Annotated in this window: 18 protein-coding genes; 5 read left to right on the top strand and 13 right to left on the bottom strand. The window is 61.1% G+C overall.

Annotated features, from left to right (window positions below; all coding sequences use genetic code 11):
* Positions 1–6: 6 nt before the first annotated feature.
* The 6 genes from WFR25_RS12415 to WFR25_RS12440 all read right to left on the bottom strand — a co-directional run bounded on the left by WFR25_RS12415 (position 7) and on the right by WFR25_RS12440 (position 5,171).
* Entirely contained in the window at positions 7–1,170 is a 1,164-nt protein-coding gene (locus tag WFR25_RS12415; protein ID WP_336971274.1) for an acyl-CoA dehydrogenase family protein, read from the bottom strand.
* Between the two features lie 64 nt (positions 1,171–1,234).
* A complete protein-coding gene (locus WFR25_RS12420) occupies positions 1,235–1,789 on the bottom strand; it encodes an NADPH-dependent FMN reductase (RefSeq protein WP_336971275.1) in 555 nt (184 codons plus the stop codon).
* Between the two features lies 1 nt (position 1,790).
* Positions 1,791–2,567, bottom strand: a complete 777-nt coding sequence (locus WFR25_RS12425) for an SDR family oxidoreductase (protein WP_336971276.1) — start codon at positions 2,565–2,567, stop codon at positions 1,791–1,793.
* Positions 2,564–3,304, bottom strand: a complete 741-nt coding sequence (locus WFR25_RS12430; protein ID WP_336971277.1) for an alpha/beta fold hydrolase — start codon at positions 3,302–3,304, stop codon at positions 2,564–2,566. The genes WFR25_RS12425 and WFR25_RS12430 overlap by 4 nt, the downstream gene beginning before the upstream one ends.
* Positions 3,305–3,309: 5 nt before the next feature.
* Positions 3,310–4,266 (bottom strand): VOC family protein, encoded by a 957-nt coding sequence (locus WFR25_RS12435; protein ID WP_336971278.1) that lies wholly within the window; start codon positions 4,264–4,266, stop codon positions 3,310–3,312.
* Positions 4,267–4,319: 53 nt separating this feature from the next.
* A complete protein-coding gene (locus WFR25_RS12440) occupies positions 4,320–5,171 on the bottom strand; it encodes a fumarylacetoacetate hydrolase family protein (RefSeq protein WP_336971280.1) in 852 nt (283 codons plus the stop codon).
* Between the two features lie 142 nt (positions 5,172–5,313).
* On the opposite strand from WFR25_RS12440, the gene WFR25_RS12445 reads away from it, so the two are divergent.
* Positions 5,314–6,009: a GntR family transcriptional regulator gene (locus tag WFR25_RS12445; RefSeq protein ID WP_336971281.1), complete on the top strand. Its 696-nt coding sequence runs from the start codon at positions 5,314–5,316 to the stop codon at positions 6,007–6,009.
* Positions 6,010–6,016: 7 nt separating this feature from the next.
* Here the strand turns inward: WFR25_RS12445 and WFR25_RS12450 are convergent, their stop codons facing one another.
* A complete protein-coding gene (locus WFR25_RS12450; protein ID WP_336971282.1) occupies positions 6,017–6,799 on the bottom strand; it encodes an SDR family NAD(P)-dependent oxidoreductase in 783 nt (260 codons plus the stop codon).
* Between the two features lie 43 nt (positions 6,800–6,842).
* Positions 6,843–8,507 (bottom strand): class I adenylate-forming enzyme family protein, encoded by a 1,665-nt coding sequence (locus WFR25_RS12455; RefSeq protein ID WP_336971283.1) that lies wholly within the window; start codon positions 8,505–8,507, stop codon positions 6,843–6,845.
* A gap of 158 nt (positions 8,508–8,665) precedes the next feature.
* Here WFR25_RS12455 and WFR25_RS12460 point away from each other — a divergent pair, with 158 nt between their 5' ends.
* The 4 genes from WFR25_RS12460 to WFR25_RS12475 are packed head-to-tail and all read left to right on the top strand — an operon-like array spanning position 8,666 to position 14,091.
* A complete protein-coding gene (locus WFR25_RS12460; protein ID WP_336971284.1) occupies positions 8,666–9,868 on the top strand; it encodes an acetyl-CoA C-acetyltransferase in 1,203 nt (400 codons plus the stop codon).
* A gap of 43 nt (positions 9,869–9,911) precedes the next feature.
* Entirely contained in the window at positions 9,912–12,071 is a 2,160-nt protein-coding gene (locus tag WFR25_RS12465) for a 3-hydroxyacyl-CoA dehydrogenase NAD-binding domain-containing protein (RefSeq protein WP_419723201.1), read from the top strand.
* Positions 12,068–13,225 (top strand): acyl-CoA dehydrogenase family protein, encoded by a 1,158-nt coding sequence (locus WFR25_RS12470; RefSeq protein WP_336971287.1) that lies wholly within the window; start codon positions 12,068–12,070, stop codon positions 13,223–13,225. The genes WFR25_RS12465 and WFR25_RS12470 overlap by 4 nt, the downstream gene beginning before the upstream one ends.
* Positions 13,225–14,091: a MaoC/PaaZ C-terminal domain-containing protein gene (locus WFR25_RS12475; RefSeq protein ID WP_336971288.1), complete on the top strand. Its 867-nt coding sequence runs from the start codon at positions 13,225–13,227 to the stop codon at positions 14,089–14,091. Before WFR25_RS12470 ends, WFR25_RS12475 begins: the two co-directional genes overlap by 1 nt.
* A gap of 75 nt (positions 14,092–14,166) precedes the next feature.
* On the opposite strand, the gene WFR25_RS12480 is transcribed toward WFR25_RS12475, so the two are convergent.
* Genes WFR25_RS12480 through WFR25_RS12500 form a run of 5 tightly spaced genes read right to left on the bottom strand, consistent with a single transcriptional unit; the run spans position 14,167 to position 17,317 of the window.
* Complete coding sequence (locus WFR25_RS12480) at positions 14,167–14,430, bottom strand: nuclear transport factor 2 family protein (protein ID WP_336971289.1); 264 nt, start codon at positions 14,428–14,430, stop codon at positions 14,167–14,169.
* The gene (locus WFR25_RS12485) at positions 14,427–14,678 is read right to left on the bottom strand and encodes a nuclear transport factor 2 family protein (RefSeq protein ID WP_336971290.1); all 252 of its coding nucleotides are present in this window, start codon (positions 14,676–14,678) and stop codon (positions 14,427–14,429) included. The genes WFR25_RS12480 and WFR25_RS12485 overlap by 4 nt, the downstream gene beginning before the upstream one ends.
* A complete protein-coding gene (locus tag WFR25_RS12490) occupies positions 14,675–15,529 on the bottom strand; it encodes an SDR family NAD(P)-dependent oxidoreductase (protein WP_336971291.1) in 855 nt (284 codons plus the stop codon). Before WFR25_RS12490 ends, WFR25_RS12485 begins: the two co-directional genes overlap by 4 nt.
* A gap of 13 nt (positions 15,530–15,542) precedes the next feature.
* Positions 15,543–16,319: an SDR family oxidoreductase gene (locus WFR25_RS12495; RefSeq protein WP_336971293.1), complete on the bottom strand. Its 777-nt coding sequence runs from the start codon at positions 16,317–16,319 to the stop codon at positions 15,543–15,545.
* Positions 16,316–17,317 carry a quinone oxidoreductase family protein gene (locus WFR25_RS12500; RefSeq protein WP_336971294.1) on the bottom strand — a complete coding sequence of 334 codons (1,002 nt, stop codon included), beginning with the start codon at positions 17,315–17,317 and terminating at the stop codon, positions 16,316–16,318. The genes WFR25_RS12495 and WFR25_RS12500 overlap by 4 nt, the downstream gene beginning before the upstream one ends.
* Positions 17,318–17,511 lie beyond the last annotated feature (194 nt).

Here is a 17,511-nt window from a genome sequence, read left to right on the forward strand (position 1 = left end):
ATCCTTTCAGAAAGAGCGCGGCAAGCCGAGACTTTCGGCGATCGTGTTGCGAACCATCTCGTTGCTGATCGGTGTCATCCGCAAAATCCGAAGGTCGCGCCAGTAACGTTGCATGTCGGTTTCCGCCGAATAGCCCATGCCGCCGAGGATCTGGATTCCCAGGTCGGCAGCCTTCACCGCATTCTCGGTAGCGACCATCTTGAGCATGTTCGCCTCAACGCCGCAGGGCATGCCATTGGCCTGCATCCACGCGACATTGTTGAGCAGCAACTCGGTCGTTTTCTGCCAGGTGGCTATGTCGGCGACATAATGTTGGAGTATCTGGAAACGCCCGATGATCCCGCCAAAGGCCTTGCGCTGCTTCATATAGTCGAGCGCGTCTTCGAGGACGCCGTCGATCGCGCCCAGACATTGTGCGCCGACCATGATCCGCTCATTGTTCAAGGTGGGCAGCATGGCATACCAGGCTTGGCCGGGCTCGCCGAGCACATCCGCGTCGGGAACAAATACATCCTCATAATGGACTTCGCATGACCCCATCGCGCGCATACCCAGTTTGGGCAGGAGCGAAGCGGTGATGCCGGGCGATTTCGCATCGACGAAAAACATGGTCAGGCCATGATGCTTCTTTTTGACATTCTTGTCGGTACGGGCGAGGACGAGTAGACGGTCGGCGGCCTTCGCTCCCGTCGTCCACATCTTCGCGCCGTTCAATTTCCAGCCGCCTTCGACCTTTTCGGCGTGGGTCTTCATCGCGCCCAGAACGTCGGTGCCGCCGTCCGGCTCGGTCATGGAGAGTGAGACGCGCAGCTTGCCTTGCGCCATCGGGCGGAGCCAAAGATTTTTCTGTTCCTCGGTGCCGACCGCGCTGATCGTCTTGGCCCCGCCGAAGGAGGTGAGGCCCCAGACCCAGAGCAGCCCACCCGCCGTGCGCGAAAATTCGCGGGCGAAGATCATTTGCATCATGACGTCGCCGCCCAACCCGCCATATTCCTCTGGTATGCCGATGCCAAAGAAGCCCTGCTCGGCAATCTTGTCCCACAGCGCGTAGGGGTAATTTTCCTCGTCGGCCTCCAGCGCGCGCATCCAGTCCTTGGGTGCTTCGGCTTCAACCCAGCGGCGAACGATATCGCGGAACGCCTGCTGCTCCTCGGTGAGCGAAAAATCCATCGTCTTTCCTGTTCTCTTTGCCCGACCACTAGGCACCTGTCGGGCGTGCTGAGAACCTATCGCTCTATAGGGTGGGGCGCCCGCAGAAGTGGAACAACTGGTCCACCATCATCGCGAGATGGTCGGGAATCGGCGCCTGCTCGATGGGGTCACCATCGCCGCCGACCGTGTTGATCGCGATGCCGAGCGGGGTTGGCCAGCCGCGCAAGGCGTGGGTAATGGCGCGCAACTGCTGGAGCGTTGCGACGGCCGCCTGCCAGCCCGCCGCTGTTGCAATACAGCCTACCGGCAGGCCGTCGAAATAGCAGCGGTCGTCGCGGCTCATATCTTCGACATAGTCGAGCGCATTCTTGACGAAGCCCGAGATCGCGCCGTGATAGCCGGGCGATCCGAGGATGATGGCGTCGGCAGAACGCAGCGTTTCGATATAGCTACGGGCGATTGCAGACCGATCGGCATTTTCCGGCGCATAAGGCGGAAAATTAATCGCTTCGCCGGATAGTAATGTGGTGCGCGCGCCGCGTGCCTCCGCGATAGAGAGTGCCTTCCGCAGGGCGCGCTCCGTCGAGGAATGGGCACGCATGGTGCCGCCAATGGCGACGAAATGAAGCTGGGTCATATCAGATCGACAATCCACCTTCGACCGGGATGACCGATCCTGTGACATAAGCGCCGGCGCGCGAGGCGAGATAGATGGCGGTCCCGGCAAGATCCTCTGGCGTGCCGACCCGGCCACGCGGGACCATGCTCTCGACCATCTTGCGCATTTCTTCCGACGCGATGACAGTCATTTCGGACTCGAAGAAGCCCGGCGCAATCACATTTGCGGTGATGTGGTCGCGACCAAGGCGCTTGGCCAGACCCTTTGCCATCCAGTGGATTGCGCTTTTGGACGCCTGATAGGCGTAATTTTCCTTGGGTCCGATCTTCAGCGCGCCGACGGAACCGATATTGATGAGCGATGCCGGACGCTCCGCCGTTCCCCCAGCGCGCAATAGCGGCAGGAACTTCTGGAGGATGAAAAAGGGTGCCTTGAGATTGAGGTCGATGACCTGATCCCAATCCTCCTCCCTATAGTCGTCGATTGGTGCATCGGCCATCGTTCCGGCGTTGTTGACCAGGATATGCAGCGCGCTTTCGATTGCAGCTATCTTCTCCACCAGCGCGCCAATGCCGGACAGAGCGGAGAGGTCGGCGGCAAGGCCGATGCAGGTGCCGCCGGTCGTGTCGCTGATGTCCTTTGCAGCGGCCATGACCTTGGCCTCGGTGCGGGCGCAGATATAGACCTTCGCCCCCGCCGCCGCGAAGCCCGTAGCGATATGGCGGCCGATGCCGCTCGAGCCGCCAGTGACGACGGCGACCCGGCCTCGAACGGAAAACAGGTCATTAGGGTTCATACCGCCACCTGTTGTGCGGCGATTTTCAGGATCAGATCAGTCGTGCCTTCGGGGTCGCCGACCAGCAGGGCATGGTCGCCCGGATGACTGTGGATCGTCCAACCGAGCGCGCGGGCGCGATCGTGCATGGCGGTCATCACCGTGACGGCCGCGGCGATATAGTCGACTGGCCGTTTGATGGTTTCCGCGCCTACCGGGATGACGCAGGCCGTCGCCTTCATCGGCTGATCGGATAGATTGTCGAGCAGCCATTTCTCCCGCTCGGGAGCCATGAGATGCGGATGCTCCTTGGCTGCGGCGCGCTGCATTTCGTCAACGCCCGAGCCGATCGGGCCTGCACCTGCCTCCAGCATGGCGTCCAGGGCGGCCAATTGCTCTTCTGGGACATAGCCCATCAGCGAAGCGATCCGCTCGCCTGAATGGGGCACGATGGCGTCGAGATAGATGATGGAGGCGATGCGATCGCCGACCTGGGCGATGACGCCTGGCGCGACAGTACCGGCATAGCTGTGCGCCACCAGCACGACATCGTGCAGATCTTCATAGTGGAAGACGTTGACGATGTCCTGCACATGGGTCGCGTTGCCCACATCGCGGCCGATCAGATGCACGCGTTCGCCAAAGCCGGTGAAGGTTGGTGTATAAACCTTATGCCCCTTGGCCTCGAGCAGTTCACGGACATATTTCCACGTCCAGCCGCCCATGCCGCCGCCGTGGAGTAGAACGAAAGTGGTCATGGCAATCAGGCCTCCGCAGGTTCTGTATTCTGGATAAATTCGGGGAAGGGGTCTGGCCCCCAGAGGAACATGCTGTCTTCCGGCGCATGATTGGCCGAGGGCCAGTCGACATCATGCGGGATGAAGTCGATGTCGGCGGAATATTCACTGAAACTGCCCCACGGATCGCGGACATAATAGAAATAGTTGGCGCCCAGCACATGCTGGCCGACGCCCCAATTGGGGCCATAGCCCGCGCGTGCCATGGTTGCGCCGCCAAGCCCGACTTCCATGACCGAACCAACGTCCCAACTGTTATGATGCATACCGCGCCGGTCCGACAGCACGAGCGCGAGCAGATGGTGGTCGCTGCCATGCACACCGTGCAGAAATGCTACGGCCGGCTCGCTCTTGTCGGACAGTCGCAAGCCGAGTGTTTTTTCATAATAGTCGATCGCGGCGTTCACATCTGTAGTGAATATCGCAAAGTGCGACAGTCGCCGCGGATGCACCGGTGGCGCCTTGCTGTTGGGTATGGCCCCGGACTTGCCCGGTTCGGAACTTACGAAGGAAAAGTGGCTCTTTTCGGAGGGCGTTGCCTTGTCCGCTGCGCGTACATTGATCGGCAGACCGTCAAAGCCGCTGAACCAGATGCCGCTGGTTTCGGCGCCTGCGGGCGCCTCGATCAGCTGGACGCCACAATCATCAAGGTGCGAGCGGAAGGCCGCCATCTCATCGGGGTAGACGCCGAAGCTCAGATAGCACAGGCGCCTGGTATCGCCGCCTTGGCTGATGATAGCCCAGCGATGCGGGTTGCCCCGCGTATACAGTTCCAGCCTACCATCCTTGTCCCGCACATCGAGGCCAAAGAGGGTATAGAAACGGCGCGCATCTTCCAATTCGGGCACTTCAACCGCGAAATGGTCGATGGAATGGATGCCCAGCACATTGGCGCGGCGTCCGGCGGTGCTCTTTTCGTTCATCCTGTCCTCCTTGGCTGGTGGGGCGGCGCTGAGAGACACCGCCCCACCGTAGATCAGGCCGCCTTGATCGGATTGACCAGCAGGCCGATCTTTTCGATCTCCACTTCGCACACGTCCCCGTCCTTCATGAACAGGGGAGGATTGCGCGCTAGGCCAATGCCCGACGGCGTTCCCATCACCAGCACGTCGCCTGCTTCGAGCGTGAAGCAGGTCGATAGCAAGGCGACGGTGTCGACCACGTCGAACACCATGTCGGACGTGTTGGCGCTCTGCACCGTCTGGCCGTTGAGGCGTGTCTCGATCTTGAGGCCTGCTCCGCCAGCGGGTAATTCGTCGGCGGTTACTAACCAGGGGCCAAAGGCGCCGGTGTCGTCGAAATTCTTGCCGACGGTCCATTGCGGTGTCTTGAGCTGATAGTCGCGGATGGAGCCGTCGTTGAACACCGAGTAGGCCACGATGTGGGTGAGGGCATCCTCCTTGGCGATATCCTTGCCGGGCTTGCCGACTACCGCCACCATTTCCGCTTCATAGTCTAGCTGATCGGAGCAGGGCGGTTTGATGATCGGAGCGCCATGGCCGATCAGGCTGGAATTAAACCGCCCGAACACCGTTGGAAATTCCGGCACCTCGAAGCCGCCCTCGGCGGCATGATCCTTGTAGTTCAGCCCAAGGCAGAGAATCTTGGGTGCCTTCACCAGGGGCGGGAGGAAGGTCAGGTCGTCAAGGCTGACGTCCTCGCCACCAGCCACGACGGCCTCGCCCGCCTTTGTCAGCGCATCGCCGCCCTGCGCGATCAGCGCGTCGAGATCATGGAGCGCGGCATTGCCGAACAGCGCCTTGAAGCCTGCACCTGTATCGACTGCCAAGCCGGTCTGCCCGTTTTTTGAAACCTTAGCTAAACGCATGATTCGATCCTCCTGAAACCAGGCCACCGTGGAACCGGTCGACAACCGGGTCAATATGAAATATATTCTAAAAGACAAAATATACTATATAGATTTGCGTGCTGTTTCAAAGCTGCTATAGCTTTTGGGTATGAGCAAAAAGTTGAGCTTGACCGAGCAGGCCTATCGCAGGTTGCGCGAAGATCTTCTGACCTGCCGATTGGTGCCGGGGGAGAAGATCAACATAAAGGATATCTCCGATGGTCTGGGGTTTAGCCTCGGCGCGGTGCGCGAAGCGCTGTCGCGCCTCACTTCGGAAGGATTTGTAACGCTGGACGATGCGCGCGGCTTTCGCGCGACGCCCATCTCGATCGGCGATCTCACTGACCTTGTGGCTGTGCGGAGCGACATTGAGGGGCAATGCCTGCGCCGCGCGATCGCGCGGGGTGGACTCGACTGGGAATCGGCGATCGTCAGTGCAGCGCATCGTCTCAGCAAGACGCCCACGCGCGATCCCGCCGACTCGGCCCGCCTGAACGAAGATTATGCCGATGCTCATGGCGCGTTTCATCACGCGCTGGTTGCGGCGTGCGATAGTCCATGGCTCCTGCGGATGCGTGGCTGGCTCTATGCCCAGTCGGAAAGGTATCGCTATCTGACTGTCCCGCTTTCCAATAGCGAACGGGATCTGGTCCATGAGCATGCAGACATTTTGGCGGCGACCCTGGAACGCGACGCTGATCGTGCGGTGGCCCTGCTGGGCGACCATCTGATGGCAACCGCACGATTGTTGATCGATGGGCAGGATAGCGCGAGGCCCGAAGCGGGCCTGCGCATATTGAAGAACAGGGCGGCCTGATAGCATTTCAGCTCTGCCGCTGCTGACCCGTGCCGCCGCCACTGGCAGGCATCAACATATTGCTCATACCGCCATCGACGAGCACATCGATGCCGCTGATATGGCCGGAATGGGGGCCGATCAGAAACAGGATAGCGTTGGCGACATCCTCGGCCATGCCCAGTTTACGCAGTGGAATATTGGCTTCACGCTGGTCGCGGCGGGTCTGGTCCTGATAGCCCGCTGCCGTCATGGGCGTATAGGTAGGCCCCGGCGAGACGGTGTTGCAGCGGATCCCGTCAGGCCCCCATTCGATCGAAAGCTGGCGGATCATCATCAGCAAAGCCGCCTTGCTGCATGAATAAAAGCCAAGGCCAGGCGTAGGCGCTGTGGCCGACATCGAAGCGGTTGCGACGAATGCACCCTTGCTTTCCTTGAGATGGGGGTGCGCGGCCTTGGCTAGCAGCCAGGCCGATCGGGTATTGATCGAAAAGATCCGATCGAAATCGCCGACGGGCAGGTCCACCAGTGCGCCGCCCATGATGATTCCGGCATTGCTCACCAGGGCATCGATCCCGCCCATATGAGCGAGCGCCGCAGCAACGATCCGATCCCCACAATCCGCTTCGGCCAAATCGACGATGCAGGTGGCCGCCGCCGGACCGATCGCATCGGCGACGATTTTAAGATTGGCCGCGTCGCGATCCGCCAGAAGCAGTTTGTGCTCGCCTGTTATCACAGTGCCGGCGGCGAGCAATTCCGCGCACGCGCGACCGATACCGCTGGCTGCTCCGGTGATGATAACCCGCATTCATACTCTCCTGTCGTGCGCCTTGATCGGCGCGCTGACCCAGTCAGTCCTTGATACCCAGTTCGTCCATCAATGCGTTGCGCAGTTTGAACTTCTGGATCTTGGACGCCGACATCGGCCATTCGTCGATGAACCGGATGTGGCGTGGCACCTTGAAGGATGCGAGGCGCGCCTTGGTGTAGGCAATCAATTCTTCGGGTTCCACAGCAACATCACCATCGCGCTCGATATAGGCGGCGGGAATCTCGGCGAGCCTTTCGTCGGGCAGGCCGATGACCTGGGCCAATCGGACGGCGGGGTGGGTTGCCAGTACGGCTTCGACCTCGGCCGCTGCGACGTTCTCGCCGCCGACCTTGAGCATATCCTTGAACCGGCCATGGAACATGACGTGCCCATGTTCGTCGATCGAGCCGATGTCCGCGCTGTGATACCAGCCATCTGCATCGAGCGCCTCTGCCGTCTTTTCCGGGTCCTTATAATAGCCGTCGAACAAATTATAGCCGCGGATCAGGATTTCTCCGCGCTCGTCGATCCCCATTTCGTCGCCGCTCTCGGGATCGACGATCTTCATTTCGATGCCGGCCAGCGGATAGCCCAGCTTCAGGAACCCCATCTCGGGGGCCATGGAATAGCCGCCGGTGGTCACGATGCCGGTCGCCTCGGTCATACCCATGGTGCCGACCTGGAGCATGTTCGGGGCCTTTTCCCGATACGCCTGACCCACCCGGTCCGGCATGAAGGCGAAGCAGCTGTTCTGAAGCCGCACGGAGGACATGTCCGCCGTGGCCCAGTTGGGATGCGCAACCATGGCCTGATGGAAGGTGACGAAGGGCAGGAACATCATCGTCACCCGCTCATCCTCGATCTGGCGAAGGCTTTCGCCGGCATCAAAATGGGGCTGGCCGATGAAGGTGCCGCCGACGTCTATTGCCCCCAGCATGCAGAGCATGGCCGCGATATGGAAGAGCGGCAAGGGCGACCATGCGCGTTCGCCGGACTGGAACGCCCAGCGATAGCGGGCCAGATTGCTGGCCTCGCGTGTCACGGCTTCATGGCTGAGCAGGCAGCCCTTGGGATTGGCCGACGTTCCCGAAGTATAGAGGATCATGGCCGTGTCGCGCACCCGGACCGTCAGGCGCGTCGCATGGATTTCGGCTTCGCTGACCTGCTCGACCGCCGCGTCGAACATGGCCTGGTCGATAAAACCAGGCGCTGACCGCCCTCCCAGCATGATGATCCGCGATAGCATCGGAGCGTGGGCGAGTGTCAACGCCGCAGGGCTGGCTGTCGCTGGCAGATCGGGAAAGGCCTCGATCAGGCAGGCGCCAAAATCGACATGCTCGGATATCAGGTCGTTGGTGACGATCGCCCGAAGGTCGGCATTCTGCGCGACATAGGCCATTTCCGGTGCCTTGTAGCGCGCGTTCATCAGCACCGATACAGCGCCGCACATCGCGTTGGCGAACAGCGTTTCTACAAATTCAATGCTCGAGGGCAGCAGGATGCCGACATGATCGCCCCGCTTGATGCCGAGCGCCTTCAACCCCCTCGCGCGCCGGAAGACGCTGGCCACGACATCGCCGTAGCTTTTCCGTTCGCCCGGAAAGACAAGGGCCTCGTTGTCCTTTTCCTTGTCCCACCCCTTGAGAAGGTGATCGCCCAGCGTCGTCGCAGAAATGCGAATTGCGGCGTTGTCTTCGCCCATCATGCCCACAGAAGTCCGCTCCCAAATACCGCCAGTCTCGAATTACGGTCAGATTGCAGTGCCATGCGGATCGTGCGCCTTTCGTTGGATAGGTGCGGATAGTTCCGTCCGACCCGAGAGCAGGGTCAGGAAATTATCGGATCACTGGTCGGGAATTTACGATGGAAGCCTATGTCTACGATCATGTTCGCACACCGCGCGGCAAGGGCCGGCCGGACGGTGCGCTGCATGAGATCACCTCGGTCGAAATGGCGACGCAACTGCTGAAGGCGCTTCAGCAACGCAATGATCTCGACACAGCGCTACTTGATGACGTCATTATCGGCATGGCGCAGCCGGTCGGTGAGCAGGGTGGGGTGCTCGCACGCGCCGCGGTCCTTCAGGCAGGCTATGCACAGACCGTCGCCGGGCAGCAAATTCACCGCTTTTGTGCAACGGGTCTGGATGCGGTCAGCCTGATCGCGGCGCAGGTCCATGCCGGCATGATCCAGGCGGGCATCGCCGGCGGCGTCGAATCCATGAGCCGCACCGTCATGGGCTATGACTCGGGCGCCTGGACGTCCGATCCTTCCATCGCCTACAGCAACCATTATGCCCCGCAGGGTATCGGGGCCGACATTATCGCGACGCTCGACGGCTATACGCGCGAGGATGTTGATAGCTTCGCCGTGGAAAGCCAGCGCAAGGCCGCCCACGCCTGGGAGCAGGGTTATTTCAAGAAGTCGATCGTCCCGGTGAAGGACATATTGGGCGAAGTCATTCTTGACCATGACGAGCATATGCGACCGGGTACGACGGTGGAGAGCCTGGCCAAGTTGAAGCCCGCTTTCGAAGGGTTTGGCAAAGCCGGCTTCGACGCGGTGGCGAAGGCGAAATATCCCGAGATCGAGGAACTGAACTACGTCCATCATGGCGGCAACAGCTCGGGTATCGTCGACGGATCTGGTCTGGTGCTGGTGGGGTCGAAGGCCTTCGGCGAGAAGGCAGGGCTGAAACCACGCGGGAGAATCCGGTCCTACGCCAATATCGGTTCGGAACCCACAATCATGCTGACCGCGCCCACGGCGGTGTCTCGCAAGGCGCTCAAGGCAGGCGGTATGACCGAGAAGGACATTGATCTGTGGGAGCTGAACGAGGCCTTTGCCAGCGTCGTCATGCGCTACCAGCGCGACATGGGCATCCCCGACGACAAGATCAACGTCAATGGCGGCGCCATCGCCATGGGCCATCCGCTCGGCGCCACTGGCGCGATGATCCTGGGTACTGTGCTGGACGAGCTGGAACGCCGTGATCTCAACGCCGGCCTCATCACCCTGTGCGCCGCCAACGGCCTTGGCACGGCCGCCATCATCGAGCGCGTTTGAGCGCGCCAACAGACCTTATAGAGCGGGAATTCCCATGAAGACTATGCGACTGGACAAGGCCGATGATGGCTTCGCAATCCTGACCCTCGACGCCGAAGGCGCGATGAACGTCGTCAATGACGCCTTCATCGCCGACATGGAGGAGGCGACGAAGCAGATTGCGGGCGATGCGGACATTAAGGGTGTCATCCTTACGTCGGGCAAGAAGACGTTCATGGCTGGCGCTGACCTGAAGCAGTTGGTTAATGGTTTTGGTACGCTCACGCTGGCCGAGGCTTATGCCTTTTCCAAGCGCGCGACCGACATGCACCGCGCGATCGAGCAATCGGGCAAGTCCTGGGTTGCGGTGATCAACGGGCTGGCGCTGGGCGGCGGCTTTGAATTGGCGCTGGCGTGCCACCATCGCATCCTGGTGGATGATGCCAAGGCGCTGGTCGGCCTGCCCGAAGTCAATGTCGGCCTTCTGCCGGGGTCGGGTGGCACCGTGCGTCTGGGTATCCTCGCGGGAATGAAGACCGCGCTCGACTTGCTGCTGTCGGGGCGTTCCGTCGGTCCGGCCGAAGCCCTCAAGCTGAAGATCGTTGATGAGGTCGTGCCCGTAGACCAGCTGACCGCCGCAGCGAAGGCGTGGCTCGCAACTGGTCCAGATCCGGTCAAGCCCTGGGATGTAAAGGGCTGGGTGCCGCCGCAGAAGAAGGGCCTGACCATCCCTGAGGATTCGGCTGCCTACATGATGGCGGTCGGCGGGCTTGCGAAGAGCGGCTATAACCAGCCCGCGCCGCTCGCGATCCTCAATTCGGTGTTCCAGGGGCTTCAGTTGCCCTTCGACAAGGCGCTCGCCGTCGAGGGTAAATATTTCGCCAAGCTTTTGACCGATCCTGTCGCGCGCAACATCATTCGTTCGACCTTCATCTCGAAGCAGGCGGCCGAGAAAGGCGCGCGCCGTCCCGAAGGTTTTCCAAGGTTCGAGGCGAAGAAGGTGGGCGTGCTGGGCGCGGGCATGATGGGTGCAGGGATCGCCTATGTATCGGCCAATGCCGGGATCGAGGTCGTGCTGATCGACCGCGACACGGCGACGGCGCAGAAGGGCAAGGACTATTCAGCCAAGGTGCTGGGCAAGCTGGTGGAAAAGGGAAAGACGACGCAGGACAAGGCTGACGCCGTGCTTGCCCGCATCACCCCCACGGACGACTTCGCCCTGCTCGAAGGGTGCGACCTGGTGGTCGAGGCGGTATTCGAGGATACCGGGATCAAGGCCGAAACGACGCGCAAGGCTGAGGCCGTGCTGCCCGAGAGCGTTGTATTCGCGTCCAACACCTCGACGCTGCCGATCTCGCAACTGGCACAGGCCTCGAAGCGTCCAGACCAATTCATCGGCCTGCACTTCTTCTCGCCGGTCGAGCGCATGGGACTGGTCGAAGTCATCATGGGCAAGCAGACCAGCAAGGAGACATTGGCCAAGGGGCTGGATTACATCGCCCAGCTGCGCAAGACGCCGATCGTGGTCAATGACAGCCGTGGCTTCTATACCAGCCGCGTGTTCCAGATGCTGATCCATGAAGGCGCGGCCATGCTGGCGGAAGGCGTGCCGCCCGCCGTGATCGAAAATGCCGCCAAGGCCGTCGGGATGCCGGTCGGGCCACTCGCGTTGCTGGACGAACTGACGCTCGACCTCCCGCTCAAGATCGTCGATCAGGCGATTGCAGAGGAAGGTGACAAATATACCCCGCCCGCAGGCGTTCCCGTCATGCGCCGGATGAAGGATGAGATCGGTCGTTCCAGTCGCAAGACCGGCGGCGCCTTCTACGACTATCCCGAAGGCGGCAAGAAGCATCTGTGGAAGGGCCTGGCCGAGCATTTTCCGGTCAAGGATGGCTGGGATTTGGAGGAATTGAAGACACGCTATCTCTATGCCCAGGCGATGGAGACGGCGCGCTGTCTGGAGGAGGGCGTGCTTGAGACGCCGCAGGACGCCGACTTGGGCGCTCTCTATGGCTGGGGCTTTCCGACCTGGACCGGGGGTACGATCAGCTATATCGATACGATCGGCATCAAGGCGTTCGTCAAGGAATCCGACCGTCTGGCGCAGCTCTATGGCCCGCGCTTCCTGCCCTCCGCCTGGCTGCGCGACAAGGCGACGAAGGGCGAGACTTTTTATGCTCCCGCGCAGGAAACCACGGTCAAGGAGCCGGTGTCGGCATGAAGCGTCTGATCTTCGAACCGGAGCATGAGCAGTTTCGCGACAGCGTCGTCAAGTTTATGACGAGCGAAGTCGGTGCCCATGCCGAGCGTTTCCGCGAACAGGGCATGGTCGATCGCGAGTTGTTCCTGAAAGCCGGTGAGCAGGGCCTGCTCTGCACGTGGGCTGACGAGAAATATGGCGGGGCGGGGATCGAAGATTTCCGCTTCGAGCAGATCATCATCGAGGAGAATATGCGCCACGGCGATATAGGCTTCTATATCAACCTGCATAATGATCTGGTCGCACCCTATATCGCCAAGCTTGGGACAGAGGCGCAGAAGGATCGCTGGATGCCCGGCATCGTCAGCGGCGCGCAGATCCTGGCGGTGGCCATGACCGAGCCGTCGACCGGCAGCGACCTGGCCGGGATGCGCTCGACCGCCGTGGATAAGGGCGACCACTGGCTGCTGAACGGCGCCAAGACCTATATTTCCAACGGCATCCTTAGCGATTTGGTGATCGTCGCGGCGCGTACTGATCCCAACAGCCGCCATGGCTTGGGCCTGTTCGTTGTCGAGCGGGGCATGGAAGGCTTCGAGCGGGGGCGCAAGCTCGCCAAGATGGGGATGAAGGCGCAGGATACTGCCGAACTCTTCTTCAACGACGTCAAGGTGCCCAAGGACAATGTGCTGGGCGATCCGGTGCAGGGTTTCAAATATCTGGCGCGCTTTCTGGCGCAGGAACGACTGGTCGCGGCCATCGGCTTCATGGGCACGGCGCAGACGGCGTTCGATATCACGCTCGATTATGTGAAGGACCGCAAGGCTTTCGGAAAGCCGATCGGCGCCTTTCAGAATACGCGTTTCAAGATGGCGACGATGCGCGCGGAACTGGACGCGCTCCAGACCTATGTCGATCAGTGCGTATTGTTGCTCAATGCGGGTGAGTTGACGGCTGAGGATGCATCGGCGGCGAAGCTGTTAACGAGCGAGCTGGAGGCGCGCGTGATGGACGAGTGCGTTCAGCTTCACGGCGGCGCAGGCTATATGGAGGAATATCGGATCAGCCGCATGTATACTGATGCGCGTATCAGCCGGATATTCGCGGGGACCAGCGAGATCATGCGCGAGATCATCGGTCGCGGCCTGGGCCTTGATGAGCGGAAATTGAGCTGATGGCTGTCCTGGATATCGATCGGCTGCGTGCCTATCAACTGCCTGAATATCGCGAGAGCTACGACAGGCGCAGCACGATCCTGTACGCATTGGGCGTAGGGGCAGGCCTTAGCGAGGACGTGGACGAACTGGATTTCCTCTACGAACGCGACCTCAAGGCGCTGCCGACGATGGCACTTGTGCTCGGAACGCCGGGTTTCTGGGCAATGGACCCAAAGGCCGGTCTGGATTGGCCGAAGATCCTCCATGGGGAGGAAACGCTGGCACTCCATCGGCCGATCGAGCCGGAGGGGGAACTGGTGGGCAATAGCTGGATCGAGGACATCGCCGATAAAGGGCCCGGCAAGCCGGTCATGATCCGTAGTCGACGGACGCTCTCGACCCTGTCAGGCCTGCTGGTTGCCGAGATGACGGAACTGTGGGTATTGCGCGGCGCTGGGGGCTTTGGTGGGCCGCGTGACCTGCCCGGCGATCCTTTACCGACGGTACCAGATCGTCCGGCGGACTGCCTGATCGAACTGCCTACGGCCCGAAACCAGGCGCTGTTATACCGGCTGTCGGGCGATCGCAATCCGCTCCATGCCGATCCGGAACTGGCCAAGAGCGTCGGCTTCGATGGACCGATATTGCATGGACTATCGACCATGGGCGTCATCGGCCGGGCGCTGACCCATAAGTGCGCCGACGGCGATCCGCATCAGTTGCGGTCCATGCGGCAGCGCTTCACTGCGCCGGTAGTACCGGGCGATGTCATCGCCACCGAAATTTGGGATGAAGGCGACGGCTCGGCGCGGTTCCGCGCTTCGGTGCCCGCACGCGGCGTCGTGGTTGCGGACAGTGGCGTGGCGACATTCGCTTCGTATTAATCCGGCGCCAGCAGTCTCTGCTTTGGTTCTTTGCTGCTCGTGCGGCCGTTCCATAGAGCAGGGACTGCCGCTGAATCAGCTAGGCCAACTGGTGCGGCGTCCCTGCATTCCTTCGAAGATCGGGCGCATGGGGTCGGGCACTTGGCCAACGCCAACGCCAGTACCGAAATTGATGCCGCGCCGCTCATATATCCGCCAGCCATCCGCCGTGCGGCGCAGTCGGTCTTCATAAGCGCCTACAGCCAGCAGGTCGGACGGACGCAGCGGATCGGCGTCGGGAATGGCGAACCAGTGCCAGGCAAGGATGCGGCTGGCGGCACGGGCTTCGTCTCCGTTCACTTACTTCTATCATCACATTGGTTACATTGTGCGAACAGCCCAGCAGCGCGCCCTGATAGCCCATGCACTGCGCATGGATGGCGTCGCGTCCAACGGACGCGCGCGCCCCCAAAGTCGATGCAGGCGTCTTCGGTGAACACCTCCTCAGCGATGCGGTCATATTGTATCGCGTCAACCAGATGCGCGTATCGGTAGAGGCATTCTTCGATGGCGATACGGTCGCTCATGATTTGCAGGTCTAGTGTCATGGGAGATGCACTCCTTTTCGTGCCGCAATCTCCGTCGTGATCTCCCACAGTCGCCCGGCTTCGTTTTCCGGGACATCGAAGGGAGAGGGAACGAACAGCTTTGGGTTTTTGAAAATAGCGGCGGGCAAGGGCGGTGGGTTATCGTCCAGTAATAGCCGAGTTGGATTGATCGCGGATTTTTCAGGCGACGTACCAAAGCGGCCCATGATCCGCATGATAAGGGGCATGGCCGGGTTCTGCATCGCCTTCGTTTTTGTCGAGGCGACGCCCGCTGCGTACAGGCCGATCGGTCGATCGCACCAGCGCCTTGCCGCTTCGTCCAGAAACAGGAAGCCTTGAACATGCGTGGTCAGGATTGCCTTGAAAAAGCTCCACTTGCGATGTTCGAACTGGAGGTCGGCCAGATCGGGCCGGGCCATGCGGTAAGGAATGGCTCCGGCCAGATGGACGATGCGCCCGTCGCCCGACGCCGCCAGTACATCGGCGCACAGCCGATTGATGATGGCACGGGAAAGATATTGCAGGGCGAAAGCGAATTCCAGCCCGTCAGGCGTTATGGTTTTGCCGGAAAATGCGCTCATTGCACTGTGCATCAGGCCATGAATGGCCGGGCGCCACGCCCGAATATCGTCGGCCGCCGCCGCCGCGCCGTGGATGGTGGAAAGGTCGGCCTGAAGGAAAGTGGCGTCCTTCGCGCCCGCGGCCCGCATCGCTTCAACCGCAACAGCACCGCGTTCGGCATTGCGAGCGACAAGAAGGATCGAAGCCCCGGCACGCGCGGCATTGATGGCCGTGGCGCGCCCTATACCCTCGGTACCGCCGACGAAGACGAAATTGCCCGTTCTTGTCATTATCGCCCCTGATTTAGCCGCAGCCTACCACCCCACCGTCCACCGGAATTTGCGCGCCCGTGACATAGGCGCCTGCGCGAGAGCAAAGGAAGACGACGATCCCGGCGATATCGTCCGGTTTGCCGAGGCGTCGCAGGGGAATATGGTCGAGCAGCTTGGGATCGACGCTATCCTCATCGCGCATATGTGCCGTCATCTTGGTCGGGAAGAAGCCGGGAATGACCGCGTTAACGGTGATATTGCGTCCAGCAAGGTCGCCCGCCAGATCGCGTGTCATCATATGCACCGCAGCCTTGCTGGCCGCATAGCTGTAGGCGCTCAACCGCTCGGTCTTCATCCCCGCAACTGAACCGATGTTGATGATCCGCGCCGGATCATCGGCTGTAGCCGCAGCGTCTAGTTCGGGCAGGAGTTCGCGCACCATGGTGAAAGGCGTCTGGACGTTGACGGCCATCACGCCGGGCCAGGCCTTGTCGGGGAAGGTGTCGATCGACCCGCCCCAGGTCTTGCCCGCATTGTTGACCAATATGTGGCATTCGCCCACCGCAGCGCGATAGCGCGCGACCAGATCGACCGCGGCTTCGGGTGTGGAAAGGTCGGCCGGCAAGGGAATGCAGGTCCCAAGCGAGGCCATCTCGCTGGCAGCTTGCTCGCATAGGTCGGCTTTACGCGACGTGATGGCGACGGTTGCGCCCGCGCGCAGCAAACCCTCGGCAATCATGCGGCCCAGGCCCTGCGCCCCGCCGGTGACGAGCGCCTTCTTGCCGTCCAGGCTGAACAGGTCGGTCACATCGTCACCACGACTTTACCGAATTTGTGGCTGTCGCGCAGGTGGAGTAATGCTTCCTTGGCCTGTGCCAACGGATAGGTGGCTTCGATCACCGGCTTGATCTTGTGCTCGCCGGCAAACGCCAGCATCTCCTGGAAATCCTGCGGATCGCCGACCTGACTGCCGACGATGCTCGCGCTTTTCAGGAAAATGTCGGTGGCGTTGAACTTGATCTCGTTGCCGGCTGTCGATCCGTAGATGACGATGCGTGCGCCGGGATTGATGGCGCGCACATAGTTGGCGAAGCTCGGCGCAGGGGCGCCATCCAGCACGACGTCAATGCCGCCCGTCAGCTTGCCGACCTGCTTGCGCCAGTCGGGGTCGGTATAGAGCAACCCACCCTTGGCCCCCATGGCGATCGCCCGATCGATCACTTCCTGGCTTTCGCCGGTCACATAGACATTGGCGCCCTTGGCGACCGCGAAGGCGAGGCCGAAAGTGGCGACGCCGCCGCCGACGCCGCTGATCAGCACGGTTTCGCCAGCTTGCAATTTGCCCTTGAACATCAAGGCGCGCCAGGATGTCAGTGCCGTGAGTGGCATGGCCCCGGCTTCCTCGAAGCTCATGAAAGCGGGCTTGGGTGCCAGATTTTCGGCCGGAACGCAGATATATTCTGCGATCGTCCCGGCAAAGGGCATGCCCAGCAGGCCGAAGTCGGCACCAGGGGCGTGGCGATCTGGTCCCCAGTTGCGCGCAGGGTAGAGGACGACCTCGTCCCCTTCGCTAACCCCGGATACCCCTTCACCGATCATGTCGACGACACCCGCGCCATCGCAGCCGAGCGTAACCGGAACGACCATGCCGGGATATTGACCATCGGTAATGAACAATTCGCGGTGATTGATCGACGCAGCCTTCACGGCGACCCGGACTTCGCCGACGCCAGGGACCGGCGTTTCGACATCCGTTACCACGACGGATTCGGGGCCAGCGATCTGCTCGAGATACAGGGCCTTCATGGTCAACCTTTCCTAATTCATTGCCCCTGCGCTTCGGGTCGCCTGATTCTACGCGCTTGCAGTGCGTCTGCGCGACGCCCTGCCGATGGTGCCAAGCTGGACAATATCTCCGGCGGTTGAGAACCTATCTGTGGATAGGAATTGGGGATTGCGTTTATGATTTCATCGTTCAGAATATATTTAGAAGAACAAAA

Source organism: Sphingobium aromaticiconvertens (assembly GCF_037154075.1).
GTDB lineage: Bacteria > Pseudomonadota > Alphaproteobacteria > Sphingomonadales > Sphingomonadaceae > Sphingobium > Sphingobium aromaticiconvertens.